This window comes from Acinetobacter schindleri CIP 107287 (genome assembly GCF_000368625.1).
Classification (GTDB): Bacteria; Pseudomonadota; Gammaproteobacteria; order Pseudomonadales; family Moraxellaceae; genus Acinetobacter; species Acinetobacter schindleri.
Genome location: NZ_KB849580.1, coordinates 238,629 through 263,229, shown reverse-complemented (window position 1 = coordinate 263,229; position 24,601 = coordinate 238,629). Strand labels below are relative to the sequence as shown.

Annotated in this window: 25 protein-coding genes; 17 read left to right on the top strand and 8 right to left on the bottom strand. The window is 43.7% G+C overall.

Features of this window, described 5'->3' with window-relative positions:
- Window positions 1-84 precede the first annotated feature (84 nt).
- Window positions 85-1,761, top strand: coding sequence for an AMP-binding protein (locus F955_RS15190; RefSeq protein WP_008305159.1), 1,677 nt, complete (start codon window positions 85-87; stop codon window positions 1,759-1,761).
- Window positions 1,762-1,812: 51 nt separating this feature from the next.
- Here F955_RS15190 and F955_RS15185 read toward each other — a convergent pair whose 3' ends face one another.
- Complete coding sequence (locus F955_RS15185; RefSeq protein ID WP_004810189.1) at window positions 1,813-2,211, bottom strand: hypothetical protein; 399 nt, start codon at window positions 2,209-2,211, stop codon at window positions 1,813-1,815.
- A 99-nt stretch (window positions 2,212-2,310) separates the two neighbouring features.
- Here F955_RS15185 and F955_RS15180 point away from each other — a divergent pair, with 99 nt between their 5' ends.
- The gene (locus F955_RS15180; protein WP_004810187.1) at window positions 2,311-2,709 is read left to right on the top strand and encodes an MAPEG family protein; all 399 of its coding nucleotides are present in this window, start codon (window positions 2,311-2,313) and stop codon (window positions 2,707-2,709) included.
- Window positions 2,710-2,829: 120 nt separating this feature from the next.
- Window positions 2,830-3,366 carry an inorganic diphosphatase gene (ppa, locus tag F955_RS15175; protein WP_004896422.1) on the top strand — a complete coding sequence of 179 codons (537 nt, stop codon included), beginning with the start codon at window positions 2,830-2,832 and terminating at the stop codon, window positions 3,364-3,366.
- A gap of 99 nt (window positions 3,367-3,465) precedes the next feature.
- Here ppa and F955_RS15170 read toward each other — a convergent pair whose 3' ends face one another.
- Window positions 3,466-4,791, bottom strand: a complete 1,326-nt coding sequence (locus tag F955_RS15170) for an OprD family outer membrane porin (RefSeq protein ID WP_004810184.1) — start codon at window positions 4,789-4,791, stop codon at window positions 3,466-3,468.
- Window positions 4,792-5,297: 506 nt separating this feature from the next.
- Between F955_RS15170 and F955_RS15165 the strand changes: the two genes are divergently transcribed.
- The 3 genes from F955_RS15165 to F955_RS15155 all read left to right on the top strand — a co-directional run bounded on the left by F955_RS15165 (window position 5,298) and on the right by F955_RS15155 (window position 7,214).
- Entirely contained in the window at window positions 5,298-5,642 is a 345-nt protein-coding gene (locus tag F955_RS15165) for a TorF family putative porin (RefSeq protein WP_004896420.1), read from the top strand.
- Between the two features lie 81 nt (window positions 5,643-5,723).
- Complete coding sequence (locus F955_RS15160) at window positions 5,724-6,062, top strand: hypothetical protein (protein WP_228127702.1); 339 nt, start codon at window positions 5,724-5,726, stop codon at window positions 6,060-6,062.
- Between the two features lie 372 nt (window positions 6,063-6,434).
- The gene (locus F955_RS15155) at window positions 6,435-7,214 is read left to right on the top strand and encodes a TorF family putative porin (RefSeq protein WP_004896410.1); all 780 of its coding nucleotides are present in this window, start codon (window positions 6,435-6,437) and stop codon (window positions 7,212-7,214) included.
- A 58-nt stretch (window positions 7,215-7,272) separates the two neighbouring features.
- Here the strand turns inward: F955_RS15155 and F955_RS15150 are convergent, their stop codons facing one another.
- Entirely contained in the window at window positions 7,273-8,760 is a 1,488-nt protein-coding gene (locus F955_RS15150; protein WP_004896408.1) for a YifB family Mg chelatase-like AAA ATPase, read from the bottom strand.
- 64 nt (window positions 8,761-8,824) lie between these two features.
- Window positions 8,825-9,052 carry an accessory factor UbiK family protein gene (locus F955_RS15145; RefSeq protein ID WP_004810171.1) on the bottom strand — a complete coding sequence of 76 codons (228 nt, stop codon included), beginning with the start codon at window positions 9,050-9,052 and terminating at the stop codon, window positions 8,825-8,827.
- 276 nt (window positions 9,053-9,328) lie between these two features.
- Between F955_RS15145 and glnK the strand changes: the two genes are divergently transcribed.
- From glnK to F955_RS15110, 7 genes are all read left to right on the top strand, one after another.
- On the top strand, window positions 9,329-9,667 hold the full coding sequence (glnK, locus tag F955_RS15140) for a P-II family nitrogen regulator (RefSeq protein ID WP_004281042.1): 339 nt from the start codon (window positions 9,329-9,331) through the stop codon (window positions 9,665-9,667).
- A 59-nt stretch (window positions 9,668-9,726) separates the two neighbouring features.
- A complete protein-coding gene (locus F955_RS15135) occupies window positions 9,727-11,136 on the top strand; it encodes an ammonium transporter (RefSeq protein WP_004896405.1) in 1,410 nt (469 codons plus the stop codon).
- A 139-nt stretch (window positions 11,137-11,275) separates the two neighbouring features.
- Complete coding sequence (nrdR, locus tag F955_RS15130) at window positions 11,276-11,743, top strand: transcriptional regulator NrdR (protein WP_004810168.1); 468 nt, start codon at window positions 11,276-11,278, stop codon at window positions 11,741-11,743.
- Between the two features lie 2 nt (window positions 11,744-11,745).
- Entirely contained in the window at window positions 11,746-12,834 is a 1,089-nt protein-coding gene (ribD, locus tag F955_RS15125) for a bifunctional diaminohydroxyphosphoribosylaminopyrimidine deaminase/5-amino-6-(5-phosphoribosylamino)uracil reductase RibD (RefSeq protein ID WP_004896403.1), read from the top strand.
- On the top strand, window positions 12,831-14,123 hold the full coding sequence (locus F955_RS15120) for a DNA adenine methylase (protein ID WP_004810163.1): 1,293 nt from the start codon (window positions 12,831-12,833) through the stop codon (window positions 14,121-14,123). Before ribD ends, F955_RS15120 begins: the two co-directional genes overlap by 4 nt.
- Before the next feature lie 21 nt (window positions 14,124-14,144).
- Window positions 14,145-14,804, top strand: coding sequence for a riboflavin synthase (locus F955_RS15115; RefSeq protein ID WP_004896402.1), 660 nt, complete (start codon window positions 14,145-14,147; stop codon window positions 14,802-14,804).
- Between the two features lie 109 nt (window positions 14,805-14,913).
- Window positions 14,914-15,459, top strand: a complete 546-nt coding sequence (locus F955_RS15110; protein WP_004896401.1) for a VTT domain-containing protein — start codon at window positions 14,914-14,916, stop codon at window positions 15,457-15,459.
- A 59-nt stretch (window positions 15,460-15,518) separates the two neighbouring features.
- Here the strand turns inward: F955_RS15110 and blhA are convergent, their stop codons facing one another.
- The 3 genes from blhA to F955_RS15095 are packed head-to-tail and all read right to left on the bottom strand — an operon-like array spanning window position 15,519 to window position 17,987.
- A complete protein-coding gene (blhA, locus tag F955_RS15105; protein ID WP_004896399.1) occupies window positions 15,519-16,109 on the bottom strand; it encodes a cell division protein BlhA in 591 nt (196 codons plus the stop codon).
- 29 nt (window positions 16,110-16,138) lie between these two features.
- Window positions 16,139-16,546 (bottom strand): DNA polymerase III subunit chi, encoded by a 408-nt coding sequence (locus F955_RS15100; protein WP_004896398.1) that lies wholly within the window; start codon window positions 16,544-16,546, stop codon window positions 16,139-16,141.
- Window positions 16,539-17,987 carry a leucyl aminopeptidase gene (locus tag F955_RS15095; RefSeq protein ID WP_004896397.1) on the bottom strand — a complete coding sequence of 483 codons (1,449 nt, stop codon included), beginning with the start codon at window positions 17,985-17,987 and terminating at the stop codon, window positions 16,539-16,541. Before F955_RS15095 ends, F955_RS15100 begins: the two co-directional genes overlap by 8 nt.
- A 162-nt stretch (window positions 17,988-18,149) precedes the next feature.
- Here F955_RS15095 and lptF point away from each other — a divergent pair, with 162 nt between their 5' ends.
- The 4 genes from lptF (at window position 18,150) to F955_RS15075 (ending at window position 23,191) form a co-directional block, all read left to right on the top strand.
- Window positions 18,150-19,250, top strand: coding sequence for an LPS export ABC transporter permease LptF (lptF, locus tag F955_RS15090; RefSeq protein WP_004810151.1), 1,101 nt, complete (start codon window positions 18,150-18,152; stop codon window positions 19,248-19,250).
- Between the two features lie 2 nt (window positions 19,251-19,252).
- The gene (gene lptG / locus F955_RS15085) at window positions 19,253-20,323 is read left to right on the top strand and encodes an LPS export ABC transporter permease LptG (protein WP_004810149.1); all 1,071 of its coding nucleotides are present in this window, start codon (window positions 19,253-19,255) and stop codon (window positions 20,321-20,323) included.
- A gap of 124 nt (window positions 20,324-20,447) precedes the next feature.
- Window positions 20,448-21,998 carry a 2,3-bisphosphoglycerate-independent phosphoglycerate mutase gene (gene gpmI, locus F955_RS15080; RefSeq protein ID WP_017401483.1) on the top strand — a complete coding sequence of 517 codons (1,551 nt, stop codon included), beginning with the start codon at window positions 20,448-20,450 and terminating at the stop codon, window positions 21,996-21,998.
- Window positions 21,999-22,018: 20 nt separating this feature from the next.
- Window positions 22,019-23,191, top strand: coding sequence for a S41 family peptidase (locus F955_RS15075; protein ID WP_004810144.1), 1,173 nt, complete (start codon window positions 22,019-22,021; stop codon window positions 23,189-23,191).
- Window positions 23,192-23,217: 26 nt separating this feature from the next.
- Here F955_RS15075 and F955_RS15070 read toward each other — a convergent pair whose 3' ends face one another.
- A complete protein-coding gene (locus tag F955_RS15070; RefSeq protein ID WP_249297716.1) occupies window positions 23,218-24,579 on the bottom strand; it encodes a sigma-54-dependent transcriptional regulator in 1,362 nt (453 codons plus the stop codon).
- Window positions 24,580-24,601 lie beyond the last annotated feature (22 nt).

Genomic DNA, 24,601 nt, shown 5'->3' with positions numbered 1-24,601 from the left:
TGCGCATAAACAAGTTAAAAAATTAGCGCAATATTGAAAAAAACAGTTGAGATTCTAAGGATTATGATTGGAGAGAATGGCATTATGGAAAAGATTTGGTTCGCTGAATACGAGAAAACAGGGATTCCACGCACTGTAGAACTGCCACCAGAAAACACTTCATTAGTTGATATTTTTGAGCGTAATTTCCAGAAGTTTGGCTCACGTGATGCCTTTATCTTTATGGATAAAGTAATGACGTTTAACGAGCTGGAAGAAGCTAGTCGTAAATTTGCAACATATTTACAGAGCTTGGGGCTTGCAAAAGGTACACGCGTGGCAGTGATGATGCCAAACGTGTTGCAATATCCGGTCGTGGCATTGGGCGTATTCCGTGCTGGTCTGGTATTGGTCAATGTAAATCCACTTTATACTTCACGTGAACTTGAACATCAGTTAAATGACTCTGGTACAGAAGTACTGGTGATCATTGAAAACTTCGCTTCTGTATATCAAGCAATTATTGGCAAAACACCAGTGAAGCACGTCGTTGTTGCTTCTGTAGGTGATATGCTGGGTGCACTTAAAGGTACGCTAGTTAATTTTGTGCTACGTTCTGTACGTAAACAGATTCCAGCATGGGATATTCCAGGTCACATCAAGTTCAATGCTGCGCTGAACAAAGTCAGCCCAACGAACTATAAACGTCCTGAACTGACTTTAAGTGATACTGCTGTACTGCAATATACTGGTGGTACGACAGGTGTTTCTAAAGGTGCTGAACTGACACATCGCAACCTGGTTGCAAACATGCTGCAATGTGATGGTATTTTCCAGAGCAAATTCGGTGCACAAGATGGCCAGCCAGATGACCGTATTTTCTGTGCTCTACCGTTGTACCATATCTTTGCATTCATGGTGTGTGCACTGTACGGTATGTATAAAGGTCAAGCCAATGTTCTGATTCCAAATCCGCGTGATCTGCCTGCGGTAATTAAAGAATTACGTAAATACCAGCCGACGTTCTTCCCGGCAGTAAATACTTTATTCAATGCATTGATCAATAATGAAGACTTCAAACAGCTGGATCACAGTCGTCTGAAAATGGCGATGGGTGGTGGTATGGCAGTGCTGCCTTCTACTGCAGAAGCATGGAAGAAAGTTACAGGCACTAACATCATCGAAGGTTATGGTTTATCAGAAACTTCTCCGGTTGCAACTGCAAACCCGCCTGCATCTGAAGAATTTAGCGGCACCATTGGTATTCCATTGCCGTTGACTGAAGTTGCAATTTTAGATGACGATGGCAATGAAGTACCATTGGGCGAGCAGGGCGAGATTTCGATCCGTGGTCCTCAGGTGATGAAGGGTTACTGGAACCGTCAGGATGAAACTGACAAAGTCATGATTAATGGTTACTTCCGTACCGGTGATATCGGTGTGATGAACGATCGTGGTTATGTGAAGATTGTAGACCGTAAAAAAGACATGATTCTGGTATCTGGTTTCAACGTTTATCCTTCAGAGATTGAAGAAATCGTTGCGAAACATCCAAAAGTGCTGGAAGTGGCTGCTATTGGTGTACCAGATGAGAAATCAGGTGAAGTGCCTAAACTGTTCGTGGTGAAAAAAGATCCATCTTTAACAACTGAAGAAGTTCTGGCATTCGCAAAAGAAAATCTGACAGGTTACAAGCGTCCGCGTTATGTAGAATTCCTGGATGAATTGCCAAAATCTAACGTAGGTAAAATCCTGCGTAAAGATCTACGCAAAACAGCTTAAAAGCTGTGTAAAAAAAGCGCCTTTGATAGGCGCTTTTTTTATGGAATCTTTTTAAAGTTGGGCAGATTTATTCTTTTCCATCCACCAGCGGTCGAAGTAGCGACGACCAACGCCTACAATCCCGACGAAGATAAACAGGCTAATGAAGTGACGGTTGAAGCCAGGGCGGTAGAACTCGCCATAGCTGAGCACATTATCAATCAGGCAATATACTAAAATAATCGTCAGCCAATGCCACAGGGTATAGCGCTTGATGCCCACTGCATAAAAGGCAATCCATAACATCACAAAGGTGAACAGAGCCGACCAGATATTCATATTGGCAGCGATGACACTGAGTAAAAATGCCACGATCGGCAATACAATTTTCAGGACGCGATCCACTTGCAGCTGATGTTGACGCTGGCGTTCCAGGACATCCAACATTTCTTTTTGATCGGGACTGACCATCGTGAATCCTTATGTGGTTGCTAAAACACCCTATTTAACAAAATTTATTCACGAAATGCCATGCTATGATACAGATAAAATTTTCATGAGAAAAATCAGATGCAAAGCATTAGTGGGATCATTTATCTCATTTTAGCGGCTTGTCTGCTACCTTATGTGTTTACCATGATTGCTAAAAAAGCTGGAGGCTTTAAGGCCAAAGATAACCAGAATCCGCGTGATTTTTTAGAACAGTCTACCGGTGTTGCAAAACGTGCTCATGCTGTTCAGCAGAACAGTTTTGAAAGCTTGCCGCTGTTTATTGCAGCTGTCCTGATGGCTGAATATCTGGTCATGCCGCAAAGTCTGATTATGACTTTTGGTATTGGTTATCTGATTTTCCGGGTGCTGTACGGTATTTGCTATCTGGCAAACTGGGCGACATTGCGTTCCATCATGTGGTTGCTTTCCATGTTATGTCCGATTGCGTTATTGCTACTGATCATTAAATTAATTTAGGTCAGTCCAGTCATCAAGCGCCTGATTGATTGTTCGATATTTTTAAACCGAAAAAAATCTGCAAAAACCGTTATAATTGTCGCGGTTTTTAAAAGATTTAACTTGTTAAAGAGTGATGCTATGAGCTACAGCAATATCCCAGCGGGTAAAGATGCACCAAATGACATCTATGTAATTATTGAAATTCCTGCAAACGCAGCACCAATCAAATACGAAATCGACAAAGATTCTGATGCGCTATTTGTAGACCGTTTCATGGGTACAGCAATGTTCTACCCAGCAAACTATGGTTATGTTCCAAACACTTTATCTCTAGATGGTGACCCTCTAGACGTATTGGTTGTGACACCACACCCAGTAGAGCCGGGTTCTGTTATTCGCTGCCGTCCTGTGGGCAAACTGAACATGGAAGATGACGGTGGTGTTGATGCGAAACTGGTTGCAGTTCCACATGAAAAATTGACACCGATCTATAAAGATGTTCAGGAATATACTGATCTCCCTCCATTATTGATCAGCCAGATCGAACACTTCTTCCAGCACTACAAAGACTTGGAACCAGGTAAATGGGTTAAGTTAAGTGGTTGGGAAGGTGCAGATGTTGCGAAACAAGAAGTACTAGACTCAATTGCTGCTTATGCAGAAGCAAACAAATAATTGCTTTGCTTTTCCATTTAAGTCTTTAAACTTTTAAAGCTTAAATAAAAAAACCTGCACAATGTGCAGGTTTTTTTGATTTAAAGCATCGTCAGGACATTAGAATAATTTCACCGGGATGTCTAACCAGATACGCCATTCATTTGTTGAGCTGATAGCATTACTTACATAGTTGCCAGAAGCATTATTGTAAGTATCACTTGCGCGCAAGTATGAGTGACGTAAGCGTAAGTTTGCATCTTTGAATGCACCAGATTGAACCGTATATTTCACTTGGTTAAAGAATTCATGTTCTTCAGCTTGGTCGATAATTTGTGCTGGATTATTTATTTCGGCTACATCAATATCCCAACCATAAACGAATGCTGTTGTCCAGTTTAGACCTGGAAGACCATGGTTTTTAAAATTATAGTTGTACTGTAAGCCAACAGATTTTTCATCGTTACCCTTAAAGTCGGATAAGTATGAGTTTGGTACATAAATGCTTTGTAGACCATCTGCGTTGTAAGCATAGTCGTAACCTATGTTGCCCGCATTATCTTGGTATGCAAGCATCAAATTGTGTGCATCTCTGTTATAGCTTGCAGATACACCCCAAATTGAGTTAGTCAATTCTTCAGTTGCACTGCGTGGATCAGTGGTTGCTGCTCCAACTTTCCATTTAGTATTGTAACCCATTGCCTCTAAAGTTACGGTCGCACCATTTGCTGTAGGAAAGCTGTAATTTACATTCCCATAGTGACGATCTAATTTATCTTTAACGTCTACCCCATAATAAGAGGCATTAACTTGGTCGTTAAACTTGTATTTCGCGCCCCAGAAAATAGCACTGTCCAAATTTTGTTGGTCTGAGCTGATATCATTAGACCATTGATTTTTAGTGAATTTACCACCGATTAACGTCAAGTCTTTAATTTCGTTACTTTCAATATAAAGACCAGTGTAGTACTCAGGGGTTAAACGAGCAGTATTACTTGCAATTACTGGAATTTCAGATACTTGCGTACCATATTTAGCCGTTGTGTTTGATACGCGTGCTTTGACATAAGCACCTCCACGTGCCCAATGATCATAGGCATCTTTAGTTCCATCGGCATTATCTTGACTATGCGTTGGGATCATTTGGTTACCAGTATGCCCATTTTTACCGAGTTTAAATGAAGCATCACCAATGATACCTGCACCAAAACCAACAATACCTTTGGTAAAGCCAGAATCTAGATTAATTATTGCTGTTTGAGCTGCAGAGCTTGTATCATCAACACCATTTTTTTTATCACGGCTTAAGTAACCCGTACGGAATAGAACTGTGCCTTCAGCATCTTCTACAAAGCCTTTTGCTTCACTTTGTTCGCTTGCATAAGCTGTAGAGATCAGAGCAGCTTGTACCAACACTGCTAATGTAAGTTTCTTTGCGTTTAACATGGGGAGAGAGCCTCATATATGTTTTTTTGTACTGCATCTGCTTAAAGCACACGCAGAAATTAACCAAATTGTATAATTAATCTGATAAAAAATATCGTTTTTATGACATTCTTTAAACTAAAGTTGAGTTTTTTTAACCTATTATTCACAATCACGCTATAGTTTTTAGTATTATTTTTTTCCATAAGGTAAAATTAATATTGAAAACAATAAGATAAAAATAAAGTTTTTATAATGTAATATTTTTAATAATGAAGGGCATGTTTCAGAGCTCATATTGATTTTTTTTAATTTGATGTTATGTAAGGTTAAAACTGCTTAAAAGATTCTATAAGTTGTTTTTTCCATTCTAACAACACTTTAAATTCTTCCTTTATGCTGCAATTCACTATTTAGAATAGTTCACAGTCATCCATTTTCATTTTTAAACCTTTTGGTAAAACTTTATTATTCACGTTTTTCATATTCTTGCCCCCTTTATTTAAACGTGGTAAATGAGAACGTATATGTCTCAGCTGCCGAAACTCGATTTGCTTGTGCTGCTTGTTAGCATGACTTCAGATACTTTTGCTGAAGATACCCAAAATCTATCTAGGGGTGAACTTAGCGCAACTATTGGTGTCGTGAACAAATATATTTATCGTGGTGGTGAGAAAAGTGATGATCCATCGGTACAGTTTGGACTGGAATATACAAACAACAGCGGGATATTTCTGGGCTATTGGGGCTCAACCTTAAATTATGATTCTTCTGATGCAAATCAGGATCATGGTTTTGAACATGACTTTTATATTAGTTATGGCCGAGCGCTGAATGAGAACTGGAGCTACAAGTCTCAGATCGTATCTTAGTACTATCAAAATGATGGGACAGTTTATAGCGAAGGTGGCCCAGATCAGCGTCGTACTACTGGCTTTGAGATATTGAATGACGTGTTTTATAACGACCTGAGCTTAGGTTTAGATGTCATGCTGACAGATCTTAACTATGCAAATGCAGAAGATGTTTATCTCAGTGCAGCTTATAGCTATCCATTATCGCAAAACTTTAACCTGAATACGTCAGTAGGTGCTTCTCTGTATAATGCTAGCCGTGATGATCAACTGATTCAGACCACAGAAAGCTTTAGTTTTAATGAAACACAGATTGGACTAAGTAAAACAGTCGCAGAACGAATTGAATTAAGTCTGGACTATGTCTATGGCGGCAAAGGTTGTGATGAAATGGATTTTGATAATCATATTGTCGTAGGTACAAACTTTAATTTCTAGGTTTTGCTGAAACAGTGATTGCAAGGTATGTCATATTGATTAAATATTATGCACCTTTTTTATGCATAAAAATTTATCTATATAAAATATAGCTTCAAAAAGTAGCAAGTTGTAAGCGAATATTTAGACATACAGTGGAATAGCGCAAGTACTTTATTTTTCAGTTTTTTCTTGATTTTATCTTTTAACCTAAAACAATTTAAATTTTAATTTTTAATATATATGATTAAAATCAAATATTTATATAAATAAAAAAACTTTTATAGCTAATTTGGATTTTCCTTTTTATGGGTTGGCATAGCTATTGCAAAGCCTAAGTTGAGTTTAAAAACACAACTAAAAACGTCTGCGGACGGTTGGGGGAATCTAACAATGAAATTCACTTTAAAAGCTTTAGCAGTTGCAGCAGTAGCTTCAGCATCCAGTTTTACTTTTGCAGATGAGCCTACATCTCCGCACTCAGTATCTGGCAATATCGGTGTGTTATCGAGCTATAACTTGCGTGGTATTACAAATACACCTGAAAATAAAGATGCCACAATTAATGGTGGTATAGATTATAACCATGCTTCAGGTTTTTATGCTGGATGGTGGGGATCAACTTTAAGATATTCTGCGGGTACAGATCTTTTTGAAAATGCAGCAGGTGAATTAGTAGAAGTTGAAACAGGGGAAGTCACTAATGCTTTCGAAAATAATTTCTATGCAGGCTATAGTGGTTCAATCAATGATGACTGGGGTTATACAGCAGGTTTAACGTACTATTATTACTATGATATTGGTAATTCTGGATCAAACGGTTTTGAAACCATGTTGGGTTTGACCTATAAAGATTTAGGTATCACTGCGCAAACATTACTTGAAGATCTTGATTGGGGTAATGCAGGTGATACTTATCTAAAAGCATCTTATAGCTATGCTTTACCTAAAGATTTTAGTTTAGATACAGCACTTGGTTTATATCTATATGATAAGAATGGACCAATTGAAGCTGCTGATACATTTAGTTTCCGCCATTTTGACATCGGTCTAAGTAAACCACTGGGTGATACAGGTGTCACTGCCAGCATGAACTACATCATTGGTGGTTATGACCGTTTTGATGAAAAACAAAAGAATAAAGTGGTATTCGGGCTTGGTTATAGCTTCTAATCTCTTATAGAAAAAAGGCGACAAATGTCGCCTTTTTTTATTTTTATTGTCCCATCGTTTAGCTTTGCTGACCTCGATAAGATAAAGCTTCCGATAAATGCTGAGGCTGAATTTCTGAATTCTCAGCTAAATCAGCTATGCTTCGTGCTACTCGTAATACTCGATGATAAGCACGGGCAGATAAATTTAACTTTTGTTGGGCAAGTTCAAACATTTTACTGGTCTGAGCATTTAGTGGCGCAAATTGCTCTAATTCTTTTGGGTTTAATGCCATATTCAGCTTGTTCTGTCTTTGCATTTGCAGTTCGTAGGCAGTTATCACACGCTCCCTAACGGTTGCAGAATCTTCTACCGGTTGTGTAGATTGTAATTCATGGGCTTGCAGAGGTGGTACATCGATATGCAGGTCAATCCGGTCCAGTAATGGCCCAGAAATCCGGTTCTGATAACGCTTGATCATTTCTGGAGAACACTGGCAGCGAATATCCTGATTAAAAGCATAACCACAAGGGCAGGGATTCATCGCTGCAACCAGCTGAAAGTTGGCTGGGAAAGTAATTTGTCGAGAGGCACGCGAAATTACAATTTCCTTAGATTCCAAAGGTTGACGTAATACTTCAAGGACTTTCCTGTCAAATTCCGGCAGTTCGTCGAGAAATAATACACCTAGATGTGCCAGCGTAATTTCACCTGGTTTAGGATGCGATCCTCCACCGACCAGGGCAACTGCAGACGCGGTATGATGTGGCGCGCGGAAAGGACGTTGTCCAAAAGTATGACTATTATTGGCAATAGAATAAATACTGGCGACTTCAAGATTTTCTTCAGTATTGAGAGGCGGCAAGATACTGGATAGCCGCGAAGCCAGTAAAGTTTTACCGGTTCCAGGAGGTCCTCTAAATAATAAAGAATGTCCACCTGCAGCAGCAATTTCCAAAGCCCGTCTTGGGCGCAGCTGACCTTTGACATCGGCTAAATCAAAGCGAGAATCTGAGTGATTCACCTGTGGTCGGGCCTGCATCTGGACTAAAGGTGCGAGTCTATTTAAATGATCACAAACTTCTTTTAGATGAGCAGCGGCAAATACCCGAAAATCAGGTAACTGACAGGCTTCCTGAGCATTTTCTTTAGGTAGAATCAGTTCATGCTGCGATTGTTGACAGGCAATCGCAATACTAAGCGTACCAGTGATGGGGCGGAGTTGACCATCTAAAGCAAGTTCACCGATGAATTCCATTCCATCAGTACAGTTTTCAGGTAATTGCCCCGATGCCATCAGAATCCCTAAAGCAATTGGCAGATCTAAACGTGAACCGTCTTTGGGCAGGTCAGCAGGAGCCAGGTTAATAGTTAAGCGTTTGGTCGGGAACTGGTAGCCACTATTCAAAATAGCAGAACGAACCCGATCCTTACTTTCCCGAACCGCCGCTTCGGGCAGTCCAACAATAGTTAAGGAGGGCATGCCCTGACTGACATGAACTTCAACTTCTATTAAAGGGGCATGCAGTCCCAGCAATCCCCGGGTATGGATTTTAGCAAAAGACATTTATTGTTCCATTTTGGTGCGTTATTATTGTTCATTATTTGTCTTTTATGCACTTCACTGGTGCTTATTTTTTGTTCGATATCTTTTCTTCAAGTGATTCGACTTGTTTGAGCAACTCATTTAAACGCTGATTGGCCTGATTTAAGGCTGTACGCTGACGTTCAATTTCCTCTTTTGAAACCAGATCCATTTTACTTACTGCTTCGTTTAATAAAGCCCGAAGATTATGTTCCAGATCTTTTTTTGGTTCTTCGATTTGCTGCAAGATTGCTTGTAATAAAGTTTCAATCATTGTGTGGTCCATAGAGATGGAAATAAGCGCACAGTTTAACACCGCAAGAATCAAGACTATAGTATTTCAGACAAAATATGGGATTAATCGATAATTATTATCATAAAAGACCACATAAAAATGACTAAAATTTGAAGATTCAAAAGATTTATAAGTATAAAATAATGTTCAGGGAAACCACATGTCGAGCTTTCTAATTTCCCCCGACCTTAGAAATCTTGGCATGAAATTTGAACATAAAACCTTACTGGTGAAATAAGCCGAAGGAAAACAAACATGAAGCTCGTAACTGCAATTGTAAAACCTTTCAAATTAGACGATGTACGTGAAGCATTGTCTGAAATTGGCGTTCAAGGCATCACTGTGACTGAAGTCAAAGGCTTCGGTCGTCAAAAAGGCCATACTGAACTTTATCGTGGCGCTGAATACGTTGTTGATTTCTTACCAAAAGTCAAAATTGAAATCGCGATCAGCGACGAAATGGTTGACGCGGTAATCGAGTCAATTACGCGTGTAGCAAGCACAGGCAAAATTGGTGACGGAAAAATTTTCGTAACAAATCTGGAACAGGTCATCCGTATTCGTACAGGTGAAACAGGTGCAGACGCCGTTTAATTTGGCACAAAGTTTGCTGAGTAGCGAATAACTCACAAAAACTTGGTTGGGGGATACGAATGAAAAAAATACTACTCGCGTTGGGTCTGTCCAGCGCACTTTTGGGCGGTTCTGTTGCCTGGGCTGAAGAAGCCGCATCAGCAGCCGTTCCTACCGAGGAAGTTGCTTTAGTTGATGCAACTGCAACTCCAGATACTACAGAAGTTACTGCTGTGGAAGCAGTAGAAACAGCGCCGGTTGAAGAAGCGGCAGCTGCAGAAGAAGAAGCCACACTCGATACAGGTGACTCTGCCTGGATTTTAACGTCAACAGCCCTAGTTTTACTCATGACCATTCCAGGTTTAGCCCTGTTCTATGGTGGTATGGTACGTAAGAAAAACGTACTGAGTACTATGGCACATAGCTTTGTAGCAGCCGCAGTAGTTAGCATTGTCTGGGTCGTGATTGGTTATACCCTGGCATTTGGTGAAGGTAATGCCTTTATCGGTAGCCTAGATAAATTTATGCTGTCCGGTATTACGACTGAAGCGCTGTCAGGCACCATTCCTGAAATCCTGTTCGTCATTTTCCAAATGACTTTTGCGATTATTACGGTTGCCATCATTAGCGGTTCTATTGCTGAACGTATGAAGTTTGGTGCTTTCATCGCATTCATCACACTTTGGGTGATTCTGGTTTATGCGCCAATTACTCACTGGGTATGGGGCGGCGGCTGGTTAGGCAGTGACGGTGCACTTGACTTCGCTGGTGGTACAGTCGTACACATTAACTCAGGTGTTGCAGGTCTGGTTGCAGCTTACATGCTGGGTTCGCGTATGGGGCTAGGACGCGAATCTATGGCACCACACAATCTGACACTTACTGTAGTCGGTGCAAGCTTACTATGGGTGGGCTGGTTCGGTTTCAACGGTGGTTCAGCATTGGGTGCAAACGGTTCAGCAGGTTATGCACTCGTGGTTACACAAGTGGCAGCAGCAGCAGCAACAATCTCTTGGTTAATTACTGAAAAAATTGCACGTGGTAAAGCATCTGTATTAGGTGGTGCATCGGGTGCGGTTGCAGGTCTGGTGGTGATTACTCCAGCAGCTGGTTTCGTGACTGTAGGTGGTGCCTTAGCGATGGGTCTCATCGGTGGTGTAGTATGTTTCTGGGGTATTACTGCACTGAAACGTATGCTTAAGGCTGATGACTCTCTAGATGCTTTTGGTCTGCATGGTGTAGGTGGTATTGTCGGTGCGATTCTGACTGCATTCTTTGCCAGCGAATTTATCATGGGCGACGGTGCACCAACCAATGTAATGCATCAATTATGGGTACAAATTGAAGGGGTACTGGCAACAATCGCTTACTCTGCAATCTTGACCTTTATTATCCTGAAAGTGATCGATCTGATCATTGGTATCCGTGTTTCTTCTGATGATGAACGCATGGGTCTGGACTTGAGCCAACACGGCGAACGTGTCGAATAATCTGCTAAAACAATAATCAATATATTGTGTGAAACAGCCCGTCAGGGCTGTTTTTTTTCTATATATTGCGTAAAGCTCTACAAACTTCAGAATTTTTGCTACACTCGGAAATCATCAGGATTTGTTCAATTAAACCGCTATGCATTGCCCATTTTGCAATACACCAGACAGTAAAGTGATCGATTCACGCCTGGCCGCTGAAGGTTGCCAGATTCGCCGTCGTCGTGAATGTGTCAGTTGTAATGAACGCTTTACCACCTTTGAAAGTTATGAAGTGGTGATGCCGCGGGTCATCAAATCCGATGGCAAGAATGAACCCTTTGATGAAGCCAAATTACGCCGCTCACTGATGCATGCCTTACAAAAACGTCCAGTGACACAAGAACAGATTGAAACGGTGCTTAGCGATATCCAATTGCAGATTCGCCGTCTCGGTGAACGTGATGTCAAGTCACGCACTATTGGTGAAATCGTGATGCAGTCTTTGTTTGCCCTCGATCATGTTGCTTATGTACGTTTTGCTTCGGTGTATCAGGACTTTCAGGATGTCGAAGCCTTTCGTCGTCAGATCGAACAGATGCAGCAACGCGGCGAATTACAAGAATAAGCATGATTGAAATAACTCAAGATCAAATCTGGATGCGCCGTGCCATCGAACTGGCACGTCAGGGCCAGTATTCCACCAAACCGAATCCAAACGTTGGCTGTGTCATACTTAAAGATGGCGTAGTAGTGGGCGAAGGTTTTCATCCCAAAGCGGGTCAACCACATGCTGAAGTCTTTGCAATGCGTCAGGCCGGTGAGCAGGCCCATGGTGCAACCGCTTATGTGACTTTGGAACCCTGTGCGCATTATGGGCGGACCCCGCCTTGTGCCAAAGGTCTGGTTGAAGCTGGCGTAGCTAAAGTCGTCGTGGCTTGTCCTGATCCAAATCCACTGGTCGCCGGAAAAGGTGTACAGATCCTGAAAGATGCTGGTATCGACGTTGAAGTGGGCATCTGTGAAGATGAAGCACATCCACTCAATTATGGTTTTCTGAAAGCCATGGCGACTGGGATGCCTTATGTGCGTGTGAAAATTGCATCGAGTTTAGATGGTCGTACAGCCATGGCTTCGGGTGAATCGAAATGGATTACCGGTATAGAGGCTCGACAGGACGTCCAGCACTGGCGTGCGATTTCTGGTGGGGTGATTACCGGGATTGAAACGGTATTGGCCGATGATTGCCAGCTCAATGTCCGTAGCCTGAAAGGCGTTGATGACATCAGCAGGATTGTTCAGCCAAAACGGATTATTCTGGATCGCCAAGGTCGTTTGCCACTCACTGCCAAGATTTTGGAACAACCAGAAACGGTGATGGTGATGGGACCTTATCGTCAGGAACTGGCGGATCTCGGTGTGATCCAGCTTGAGATTCAGCCTTTAAAAGAATTATTACAGTACCTGGTTCAGCAGCATCAGATTTATGACGTGCTGGTGGAAGCAGGAGCGACTTTATCTAGCGCATTTTTACAGGAAAAACTGGTGGATGAACTCATCAGTTATGTTGCACCGACTCTATTGGGGCAAACTGCGCGTAGTATGTTTAATGCAGAATTCAGCCAAATGGCAGAACAACTTCGATTCAAATTGCAGGACGTGACCCGTTTGGGTGATGACGTGCGCTTCAGGTTAATTCCTTCTCAAGAGACACTATGAATTCAGAGTCTACGGTTTACCACAAACGTCGCCATGCGGCACGTACCACAGATGAATATCTTTTCCATCAGCTGGTTCCTTATCTGGGGAACAAACGCCGTTTACTACACTTAATTCTGGAAGCACTTGAGAGCACGGGAACCCTAAAACGTGAAGATGGCCGTGCGCCGATTTTTGCCGATTTTTTTGCAGGTTCGGGGGTGGTTTCACGTCTGGCCCGTCAGAATGGCTATCGGGTGATTGCCAATGACTGGGAACCGTATAGTCATGCACTCAATCATGCAGTTTTAGCTTGTACCGAAGCACCTGCCTTTAAAGAGCTCGGTGGCTATCAAAAAGCGATTGATTATCTGAACCGTTTACCAGAAGTCAAAGGCTGGGTGACACATAACCTGTGTCCACGCAATGATGAAATTTATGATCCGACCCGTGACCGTTTATTCTTCAAACGCCGTAATGGTATGCGTATTGATGCGATACGCCAGCAGATTGCCACCTGGCAAGCCCAAGGCGCAATTGATGATGTGGAAATGAGTGCTTTATTGGCACCACTTCTATATTCAGCCAGTTTTGTCAGCAATACTTCAGGCGTATTTAAGAGCTTCCATCATGGCTGGGGCGGTAAAACCCAGACTGCGCTGGAACGCATTGAATCGCTGCTTTGGTTAACACCGAGCCGTTTCTGTGAGGATAACAAGCATAAAGGTCCCGCAGCTGAAATGTGGTGTGTCGATGCCCAGCATCTGGCGAATCAGATGAGTGGCTTTGAAGTGGATGTTGCTTATCTCGATCCACCATATAACCAGCATGCCTATAGCAGTAACTATCATGTGTTGAATGCTTTAACCCTCTGGGATCAGGTTGATCTACCGACACCCGATACCAAAGGCTTTAAGAGCGGGATTGACCGTGCTTGGCGTAAAGAGCGCCCAAGTCAGTACAACTCGTCCAAGCATGCCAAGGAAGCCTATGAAACCTTGTTGGCAACTATCAACGCACGTTTTATTCTGACCAGTTATTCAACCGATGGTAATATTAGTGCGACAGATCTGTTGCAGGCCAATCTGAAACGTGGCCGTGTGACCTTGCTAACTCAAGATGTGCCACGTTACCGTGTCAGCAAACAGCGCCAGTCCGAGCGTGCACGTGTACTGGAATTTATTGTGATTACCGACACGCATGCCAAGTCTGGGCCACCGATCCGTCAATTGTTGGGTCAGTTACACCATTATGCAGAACTGGGTGGTGTCGATACGACCAGTGTGAGTACGCAGCTAGCTCTCTGGTAAAAGCATAAAAAGGAATAGAAAATGTTTACAGGTATTATTGAAAGCCTCGGTAAGGTCGAAAGCCTGCAAAATGTCGGCGGTGATGTACGCTTACGTATTCAGACTGATCTGGATATGACCGATGTCCATCTGGGCGATTCAATTGCCACCAATGGCATTTGCCTGACTGTAATTGACTGGGGCGACAACTGGTATGCTGCAGACGTGTCTCGAGAAAGTTTAAATCGAACCACACTCGGTAACTGGAAAGCGGGTCAACCTGTAAATGTTGAAAAAGCCATGCTGCCAACCACACGCTTTGGCGGGCATATTGTTTCTGGTCACGTCGATGCGGTGGGCGAAATCACGGTAGTGCGTTCCGATGCCCGTTCCATCTATTTTGAAGTGACAGCACCTGCTGAAATTGCCAAGTATCTGGCAGAGAAAGGTTCAGTCACAGTAGATGGTATCAGCCTGACGATTAACCATCTGCGTGGCAATATTCTCAGTTTAAACCTGATTCCGCATACCGCTGAACGAACCAATATTGGCACCTGGAAAGTCGGGACCAAAGTCAATCTGGAAGTCGATGTGCTAGCACGTTATATCGAGCGTTTGTTGCTGGGTGACAAGGCTGCTGAAACCACACCAGAGTCAAAAATCAGTATGGATTTTTTAGCTGAAAATGGCTTTTTAAAATAACTAAACTGCCTAAAGACTCAACAGTCTAATTGAAAAATTAGACTGTTTTTTTATTTTTCGGGATAATCCTGACTTCACTTTAAGATTTTAACCCCAGCGGACAGGTCGAATGCTCGATTTCTTACTAAACCTGGAACAGTCTTTGCCAATATTGCTTGAGCAATATGGGGTGTGGATCTATGCCATTTTATTCCTGGTGATTTTTGCAGAAACGGGATCTGTATTTTGCTTTTTCCTGCCGGGAGATAGCCTGTTAATTGCAGTCGGTGCGCTCTGTTCTAGTAGCGATTTGATTACGCTACATTCTATGGGATTACTGCTATTTACTGCGGCAGTGCTGGGCTATACCGTCAATTATTACACTGGTAAAGTGTTAGGCTTAAAATATTTCAATCAACATTCGCGTTTCTTTAAACCCGAATATTTGACCAAGACCAATCATTATTTTATGAAGCATGGCGGCAAAACCATCTTGATTGCACGTTTCATTCCTTTTGTACGTTCGTTTGCTCCATTTGCTGCCGGTTCGGGTCATATGAGTTTTATGACTTTTACGCTTTACAATCTGGCTGGAGGCGTATTGTGGATTGTAAGCTTACTGGGCATAGGTTATATGGCAGGTAATGCCGCCTTTATGCTGGCAGATTTTTTCTAGATGTGAATAAATAGAAAAGCCCACTTTTGTGGGCTTTTCTAGGCTTATTTCTAAGTGAATTAACGCTTTTGCAGAATGTAATCAATTTCTTCACGGGCTGCAGCACGTAAGCGGTTACGCAGCTGTGCCAAAGTTTCCTCGATCGCAGTTTCGGCTTCCAGTTCCAGACGTAATCGGGTACTTTCTAGCTCTGACAGAATCTCAGTATCATCAATTTTGATTTGGGCGGAATTTAAAATGCGATTTTGCTCAAAACGTGCCGCATAATTCAGGACTTCAGCATTCAGGCTGTCCCGTAATAATTCTAGGGTACGTGTCTGTTCTGCATATTTACGTTCTTCATCCAGCTTCATTTGCTCGATATACGCCTGCTCCTGAGCACGCTTATCTGCCAGCGCTTTTTCAAGGGCCTGCTGTTTGCGAATCCGTGCTTCTTCAATCAGTTCCGCTTTGCGTTGTGCATAAGCTTCCTCAATTTTACGCTCGGATTCTTTTTGCAGTTGCTGGTCATGTGCCAGCCATTCCTGCAATGACGTCTCTGGCTGAAGTACGTCGCAGATACGCGCGAGGTCATCAATAAAGGTCTGACGCACAGCTTCAGGCACATTTAACCAGCGCTGTTTGAAATCTGGACCAACATTTAATGCCACGGGCATCTCCTTATGAGGTTTAAGTAGGGCTACAGTTTATAAGTTTTCGGCTCAATACCCAGTCGACGGTATTGCTTAAACTTCTCGCGGCCGAGTTGCTTGGCCGTTTCGTTGTTTTCAATAATCTCAATAATGTGACTAAATTTAGCGTAAGGTTCAAGTGCTTCAGGAGTAAAATTAAAGATAATCCAGTCTTGTTGCTCAGGCAAGCTTGCAGAGATACAGACACTGGCCTGTGGCTGGTCAATACCATGCGGGATGAAAGCGGTAGGATCAAACGTCCACAGATGTTCATCCAGCTGTTGCTGCAAGTCAGCATCGCCACAGAGTAACCAGATCCGTTCCGGCTGACGCAGAATCTTGCGGCATAAACGGCAGGTACTTTCGACCTGCCGTTCAGGGCTTTTTTCAAATAAATAAAAGCTGACTTTAGCCATTCTTTTGAACACGGTTCGCCAGGAATTGCATTAATAATGGCACTGGACGACCTGTTGCACCTTTATTGGTGCCTGAATTCCAGGCTGTACCTGCGATATCCAGGTGTGCCCAGCGGTAGTCACGGGTGAAACGCTGCAGGAAGCAAGCTGCAGTCACAGAGCCGGCCTTAGGACCACCAATATTGGCAATATCTGCAAATGGAGAATCCAGCTGTTCCTGATAATCATCCAATACTGGCATACGCCATACCCGGTCAAATGAAGTTTGACCAGCAGCTTCGAGTTCAGCGGCCAGTTCATCATCCGGCGTGAACATGCCAGTCAGGACTGAACCTAGTGCAACCACACAGGCCCCGGTCAAAGTTGCAATATCAATCACGAGAGTAGGGTTAAAGCGTTTTACGTAAGTTAAAGTATCGCAAAGTACCAGACGACCTTCTGCATCAGTATTCAGAATTTCAACCGTTTGACCGCTCATCGTGGTGACAATATCGCCTGGACGGGTTGCTTTGCCAGATGGCATGTTTTCAGCAGCGGCAATGGTACCCACAACATGAATATCTAAACCAGATTCGCATAATGCACGCATGGTACCCAGCACTGAAGCTGCACCACACATGTCGTATTTCATTTCGTCCATGCCAGCACCTGGTTTCAGGGAAATACCGCCGGTATCAAAGGTAATCCCTTTACCGACTAAAACGACGGGTGCTTCACTACGTTCTGCATGATATTCGATGGTAATGATACGTCCTGGACGGTCTGAACCTTTGCTCACCGCCAGGAAAGAGTGCATTCCCAGATCAGCCATTTGCTGTTCATCCAGTACATTCACTTTAAGCAGTTTTGGATATTCAGCCGCTAAAGCCAGGGCCTGTTCCGCCAGGTATTCCGGGAAACAAATATTGCCTGGACGGTTACCCAAGTCACGTGCTAAGTTTTGGCCGGTTTGCACTGCCTGAAGCAATTGCAGCTGTTCTGCAGTTACTGGACTGTCAGTTGCAATCAGGTTGATTTGCTCAAGTACAAATTCATTTTTCTTGGATTTGAATTCATCAAAGGCATACGCAGCCTGGGTCAGCAATAGTGCAAAAACGTTATGAAATTGGGCTGGCAGGGCAGAAATGTCTACGCTGATCTGCTGGAATTTTTTCTGTGCTGCTTTTACGATGGTTTGCGCAACTTTCGTCAGTTTGCCCGGCTGTAGTTCAGCAGTCTTGCCCAAGCCAACCAGACAGGCGTTGGCACTCGCTGGAACATTACCAACTAATGCCAAGGTTTCATTTAAACCTGCTTTATATTGTGTCGCTGTGGTGATTTCTTCGAACTTGTTAATCTGATAACTGGCAGCTGACTGCTGAAGTTGCTCAGAATCCACAAGAATTAACAGATATTGGCTGGATGCATTCTCTTGGAATGACGTATTAATTGTCAGTTTCATATGCGTTTATTTAAGCCTTATAAAATTTGCAACCATTAAACCATTGAAACAATTTCCTGAACAGGGTTTCAATGTTCAACTCAAGTATCGGTTTTATATTTTTAAGCTTAACATTCGGGTAAACTATGACAAGTTTTTACCCTGTATTCTGGAAGATTTAATTTGATTATTCGGCGTTATCTGGTCAAGCAAGTTGTATCAACATCCTTGGTTGTGATTGCCTTATTGACCTTGATCATGATGGGTGGTCGACTGATCAAGTACTTCGGTGTGGCAGCACAAGGACGTCTGGATGCAGGCATTCTGTTCAGTATTATTGGTTATCGTTTGCCTGAATTCCTGACCCTGATTTTACCTTTAGGTTTCTTTATTGGTCTGATGCTGGTATTTGGCCGGCTCTATGTCGATCATGAAATGGCAGTCATGAATGGTAGCGGGGTCAGTCGCAATCAGCTGGCACGATTACTCATTCCGATGACTTTGGTATTTCTAGTCGTTCAGGCATTTTTAATGCTCTGGGCGGCACCGTGGGGTATTCGTCAGTTTGAAGCATTGACCAATGAGCAGGCAGTACGGACGGGTTTTGATCTGGTAAGGCCGAAAGAATTTATTTCCTCGGGACCCTATACCATCTATGCAGGTGATCTGTCGGAAGACCGTAAAAACCTGAAAGATATCTTTTTCTATCAACGTGCAGAACGTGAAGGCAAACCAGATGTCATGATTCTGGCGCAAGAAGCGACCCGTGTAGAAGTGGCAGGGGACACCGCCAATGTGGTGGATCTGGTCAATGGTCGCCGTTATGAAATCTTTGCCGGCATGCCGAAATATACCCAAGCGGAATTTGAGACTTATCGTCTGCGTCTGGAAAATGACAAAGAAGCCAAGTTTGAAAGTGCTGAAGTCGAAGCCTTGCCGACTTCGAAACTCTGGGAAAACCGTCAGGATCCTGTAGTCGCCAGTGAGCTCGGTTGGCGAGTATTTGTACCATTTGCGATTATTGCGGCGCTGATGCTGGCCAATGCCTTGTCTGAAGTGAGTCCACGTCAGGGGCGTTATCTTAAACTGTTTCCAGCACTCTTGATCTTTGCCAGCCTGATTGTGGCTTTAATGGCAGTAAAAACGCGCGTCAGTAAAGAGGAAATGGGGATTTGGGCTTATCCAATGGTCCTGATTTTCTATGGTATTGCTGCGGCTCTATTTGCACGTAAGCAAAAGCTGGCGCCGAAAATCAAGAAACAGATTCAACGAGCGAGGTCTTAATCATGCTGGCACGTCGTATCGTTGCAAAACATGTGACCGGAACCACTGCACTTGCTATGCTCGGTGCAACAGCCGTATTGGCCGGTCTACAGGTATTATTTACTTACTTGGGCGAACTGGGTTCATTAAAAGAAGGCTATGGTGCCTGGCAGGCATTAAAATATGTGCTGTGGGGCGCGCCAAATTATCTGTATGAAATCCTGCCAATCTCTGCACTGATTGGTGCTGTTCTCGGCTTAGGTACACTCGCTTCTAACAGTGAGCTGATTGTGATGCGTTCGGTCGGGGTCAGCCTGTGGCGGATTGTCGGCTGGGTAATTCGTTCGGCATTACTCCTGGTGATTTTATCTTTTGCTTTAAGTGAATGGGTAATTCCGTATACCAATGAGCAGGCCAAAGCAGTGAAGAGTTACAACAAGCCTGTAAAAATTGGTGAGGTTAAAGGCTACTGGACCCGTGAAGGTCAGCGTTTTATCTATATTGACTATGCTAATGCCAAAGGTGAGCTAAAAAACGTACAGATGCTGGACTTTGATGAAGATTATCGTCTGCGCGGGACGCTAAAAGCCGAGCAGGGTGATTTTATCAAGGATGGTGCGTGGACTCTACAGAATACGCAGGAAATGAATATTCTGCAGAATGGTAATGCCACGCTGATAACACATTCCGAACAGCCGCTGGCCTTAGCGCTGCAACCGAAGTATGTGCATATGGTAACCATTGACCCGGAGGATCTATCGCCTAGTCAACTGGTCAGTTTCATGAGCTATATGCATGAGTATAGCCAGGTACCAAAGACGTATGAACTGGCTTTCTGGCAGAAAGTCGGCTCGCCATTTGCCCTGATTGCACTGGTGGTGATTGCCTGTTCCTTTATTTTTGGACCGCTACGTCAACAATCCATGGGCTTTCGCTTGGTGATCGCATTATTTGCAGGTTTAGGCTTCTTCTATCTGCAGGACTTCTTGGGTTATGCGAGTTTAGTCTATGCGCCGTCGCCCGCATGGTTTGTATTTATTCCAATTATCATCATGTTTGCAATTGGTGGTTATCTACTGCATCGGGCACGCTAAACCACAAGAAAATAGAAGAAATCAATCGCAGTGAGAGGCTTAAACCATGGTGTGGTCATGGCCTCTCACTGCAAAATTAGTTAAAATAGAACGATTAATTCGTAAACGAACAAGAGTATTCATTATGACGGATGCAACTGCTGGCAAAATCCCTCACGTATTGGTAATTATGGATGGTGTGGGTCATCGCGAAGCGGTCGAAGACAATGCGTTTTTAGCGGCTAAACGACCTCATTTAACTGCTATGCAGGAAAAGCATCCGCATGGTTTGATCTCTGGTTCTGGTGAAGATGTCGGCCTGCCTGATGGTCAGATGGGTAACTCTGAAGTCGGTCATATGAACCTGGGTGCTGGCCGTGTGTTATATCAGGACTTCACTCGTATTACCAAAGACATCCGTACCGGTGCGTTCTTTGAGCATGAAGTACTGATTGATGCGGTAGAAAAAGCCAAAGCATCAAATGGTGCCGTACACATTCTGGGCCTGTTATCTGAAGGTGGTGTGCACTCACATGAAGACCATATCGTCGCGATGGCAGAGCTGGCATTAAAACGTGGTGCCAAAGTCTATCTACATGCTTTCCTGGATGGCCGTGATACGCCGCCGAAAAGTGCACAACCATCATTGGAAAAATTAGACGCTGTTTTTGCTCAATATCCAGGTCAAGGCCGTATTGCCACCATGATTGGCCGTTACTTTGCCATGGACCGTGACAACCGTTGGGATCGCGTGGAACAGGCGTATCGTTTGCTGACTGAAGGTGAAGCAGTTCGTACGGCAGCCACTGCAGTAGAAGGTCTTGAACAGGCGTATGCAGCAGATGAATCCGATGAATTCGTGAAAGCGACCCGTATCGGTGATATAGCTGCGATTCAGGATGGCGACAGCGTGGTCTTCATGAATTTCCGTGCTGACCGTGCGCGTGAATTAACCCGTGCTTTTGTTGAGAAAGATTTTACCGGTTTTGAACGCAAAGTTATGCCAAATCTGGCGAAATATGTGATGTTGACCCGTTATCAGGCAACGATCGATGCGCCTGTAGCATATATGCCAGAAGCGCTAGTGAACTCTATTGGCGAATACCTGTCAGACTTAGGCAAAACCCAATTACGTATCGCAGAAACTGAGAAATATGCACACGTGACTTTCTTCTTCAGCGGTGGTCGTGAAGATGAATATCCAGGTGAAAAACGTATCCTGATTCCATCTCCAAATGTAGCAACTTATGATCTCAAACCGGAAATGAGTGCATACGAAGTGACCGATGAACTGGTTGCAGCGATCAACTCAGGTGAGTTTGACCTGCTGGTGGTGAACTATGCCAATGGTGATATGGTCGGTCATACTGGCGTATTTGATGCAGCAGTCAAAGCAGTGGAAGCAGTAGACACTTGCCTAGGTCGTGTTTATGAAGCCGTGATGGCGCAAAAAGGCCATATGATTATTACTGCAGACCATGGTAATGTTGAGCAGATGCAGGACTATCAAAGTGGTCAGGTACATACCCAACATACGACTGAACTGGTTCCGTTTATTTATGTGGGTCCAACTTCGGCAGCGATTGCAGAAGGCGGTGTACTGGCGGATGTGGCGCCAACATTGTTAAGTCTGATGCAACTTCCAGTGCCGGCAGAAATGCAGGGCCGTAACTTAATTGAGCTGAACGCTTCATAAAAATATCAATAGGATAAAGAATGGCAAAATCACAGCAGAAGTCAGTTGTACTCGCAAGCTTACTGATGTGTTTGAGCCATTCGGCATGGAGTGCTGGTTCCCAGGGTCCGGTACTCGATGATATGGTCATGGACCAGCAAACCTATAGCGAAATTCCGGTTTCTTCGATTCAGGAATTTGTGCAGATTTATGGCATTGTCAAAGATAATTATATTCAAGATAAAAATGACGATGCATTATTCCAACAGGCAATTCGTGGTCTGGTCGGTGGTTTAGACCGCTATTCCCGTTATCTTTCTCCAGAAGACTTCAAACAGCTCCGTCAATATACCGAAGGCGATCTAGCCAGTATCGATTTTGACCTGCAGTTTAATCCGCAATTGAAGCAGTGGATGGTACAGGGACTCAGTCCAGATGCCGACTCTGCCAAGCAGGGGCTGCGTAATGGCGTGACAGTTTACAAGATTGATGATCAGATCTTAAATACGCTGAAGCGCGAGCAGGTTCGGGATTTGCTCAGTGGCGCGATAGGCTCTACTTTAAGCATTCAGCTTTCTGCGCAAAGTACGCCGGTGACGCTGGTTCGTAATATCAAAGTAGATACCGAGATTAAATCGACCCTGCATAATAATCAGGTGCTGGTCTTGCAAGTAAAGGTCTTCCAGCAGGACACAGCCAACGAAATTAAACGAATTATTGACAGCTATTCCAGTCAACGTTTAAAAGCCGTGTTATTTGACCTGCGTAATAATCCGGGTGGCCTGCTTTCGGCAGCGGTAGAGTCTGCGGATCTATTCCTGAATCAGGGCATTATTGTCTCAACCAAAAGCCGGGCAGAAGGGGATCAGCAGTTTCAGGCTTTACCTGGATTTGAATTTCAGAATCTGAAAATTGGAATTTTGATTAATAACCGTTCTGCCTCGGCAGCTGAAGTCTTTACCGCTGCTTTGAAAGAGCATAACCGTGCCTGGGTGGTCGGTGAAAAAAGCTATGGTAAAGGTGTAGTGCAGAAACTGTTTCCTCTTAGCAATGGGGCTGCATTACAGATGACGGTATCGCAATATTTCAGCCCCAGTGGTCAGCGTATTGAGGGTCTTGGTGTGCAGCCTCACCTCAGTTATCCGCTTGGCGTTGAGATGAGGGAAGAAAGTTATCTGGATCACATCACTGAATTATTGCTTTTACAAAAATAATGAAGGGAGCATAGCCCCCTCATCAATCATTCTTCTTCATCGGTATCGAGCCCAAATTTCTTCAGACGATAACGCAGCGAGCGGAAAGACATGCCCAACTTTTTTGCGGCAAGCGTACGGTTCCAGTGAGTCAGATTCAATGCATTTAGCAAAATTTCTTTCTCGATTTTCTCCATATACAGTTCAAGACCTTCTTCAGGCAGTTTTTTCGGTACGATAAAAGTGTCAGTAGTGTTACTCGACTCGGATGCTATATTCGATGTGATTTCGGAAGTCACAAAACTCTGGCGTAAAGGTGCAGCTTGCAAATGCTGGATATCAATTGTGTCTTCATCGCTGAGGGTAATTGCTCGCTCGATGATATTACGCAATTCCCGGACATTTCCTGGATAGTATTGAGTCAGTAACTGCTCTTTGCTACGTTCAGTCAGGCGTTTCACAGGGATTTGCCATTCCTGACAGATCTTCTGAATAAAGTGTTCAGCCAGCAGCAGAATGTCATTACCACGCTCACGTAATGGTGGCAACACCAGATCCATCACATGAATGCGGAAGAATAAATCCTGACGGAATTTACCTTGCTGTACCTGTGCTTCCAGGTCCTGATGACTGGCGCTGATGACGCGAAAATCCACATCAATTTCGATATCTGAACCTAAAGGGCGAATCCGTTTTTCCTGTACTGCACGTAGCAGTTTGACCTGCATACTAAGTGGAAGTTCTGCGATTTCATCCAGAAATAAACTGCCGCCATGCGCAGACTGGATCAGCCCCTGTTTGTCCTGCATGGCGCCAGTAAAGCTGCCTTTCTTGTGCCCGAACAGCTCACTTTCCATCAGTTCAGCTGGAATTGCGCCACAGTTAATGGCAATAAAGGGTCCTTCACTCCGGTTACTGAGGCGATGGACCAGATTTGCCACTACTTCCTTTCCAGTTCCAGATTCACCGGTGATAAATACAGGGGCTTGAGAGCGGGCAATTTTATGCAAGGTAGTACGTAATTGCTGAATCGGCTTGGACTGGCCAATCAGCATTTTATATTCTAGGGTATCTTGCTGATTGGATTGGTAATCTACTGGCTTATTTAGTGCTTTTTGCAGTAACTGTTCCAGATGTTTCTGATTAATCGGCTTACTGACAAAGTCAAAGGCACCTGCCTTGAGTGCAGCAATAGCAATATCCATATTGCCATAGGCAGTTAACACAGCAACCGGTAGGGAAGGATGATGCTCACTGATAAATTCCAGTAACTGCAAGCCATTGCCATCAGGCAGATTCAAGTCCGTAAGGCAAGCGTCATACTGATGATCTGCCAAGCGTTTTTTAGCATCCTCCAGACGATGGGCGATATGCGTGCGAATTCCCATACGCATAAGCGACATCTGCATGAGCGTACAGAGATCTTCTTCA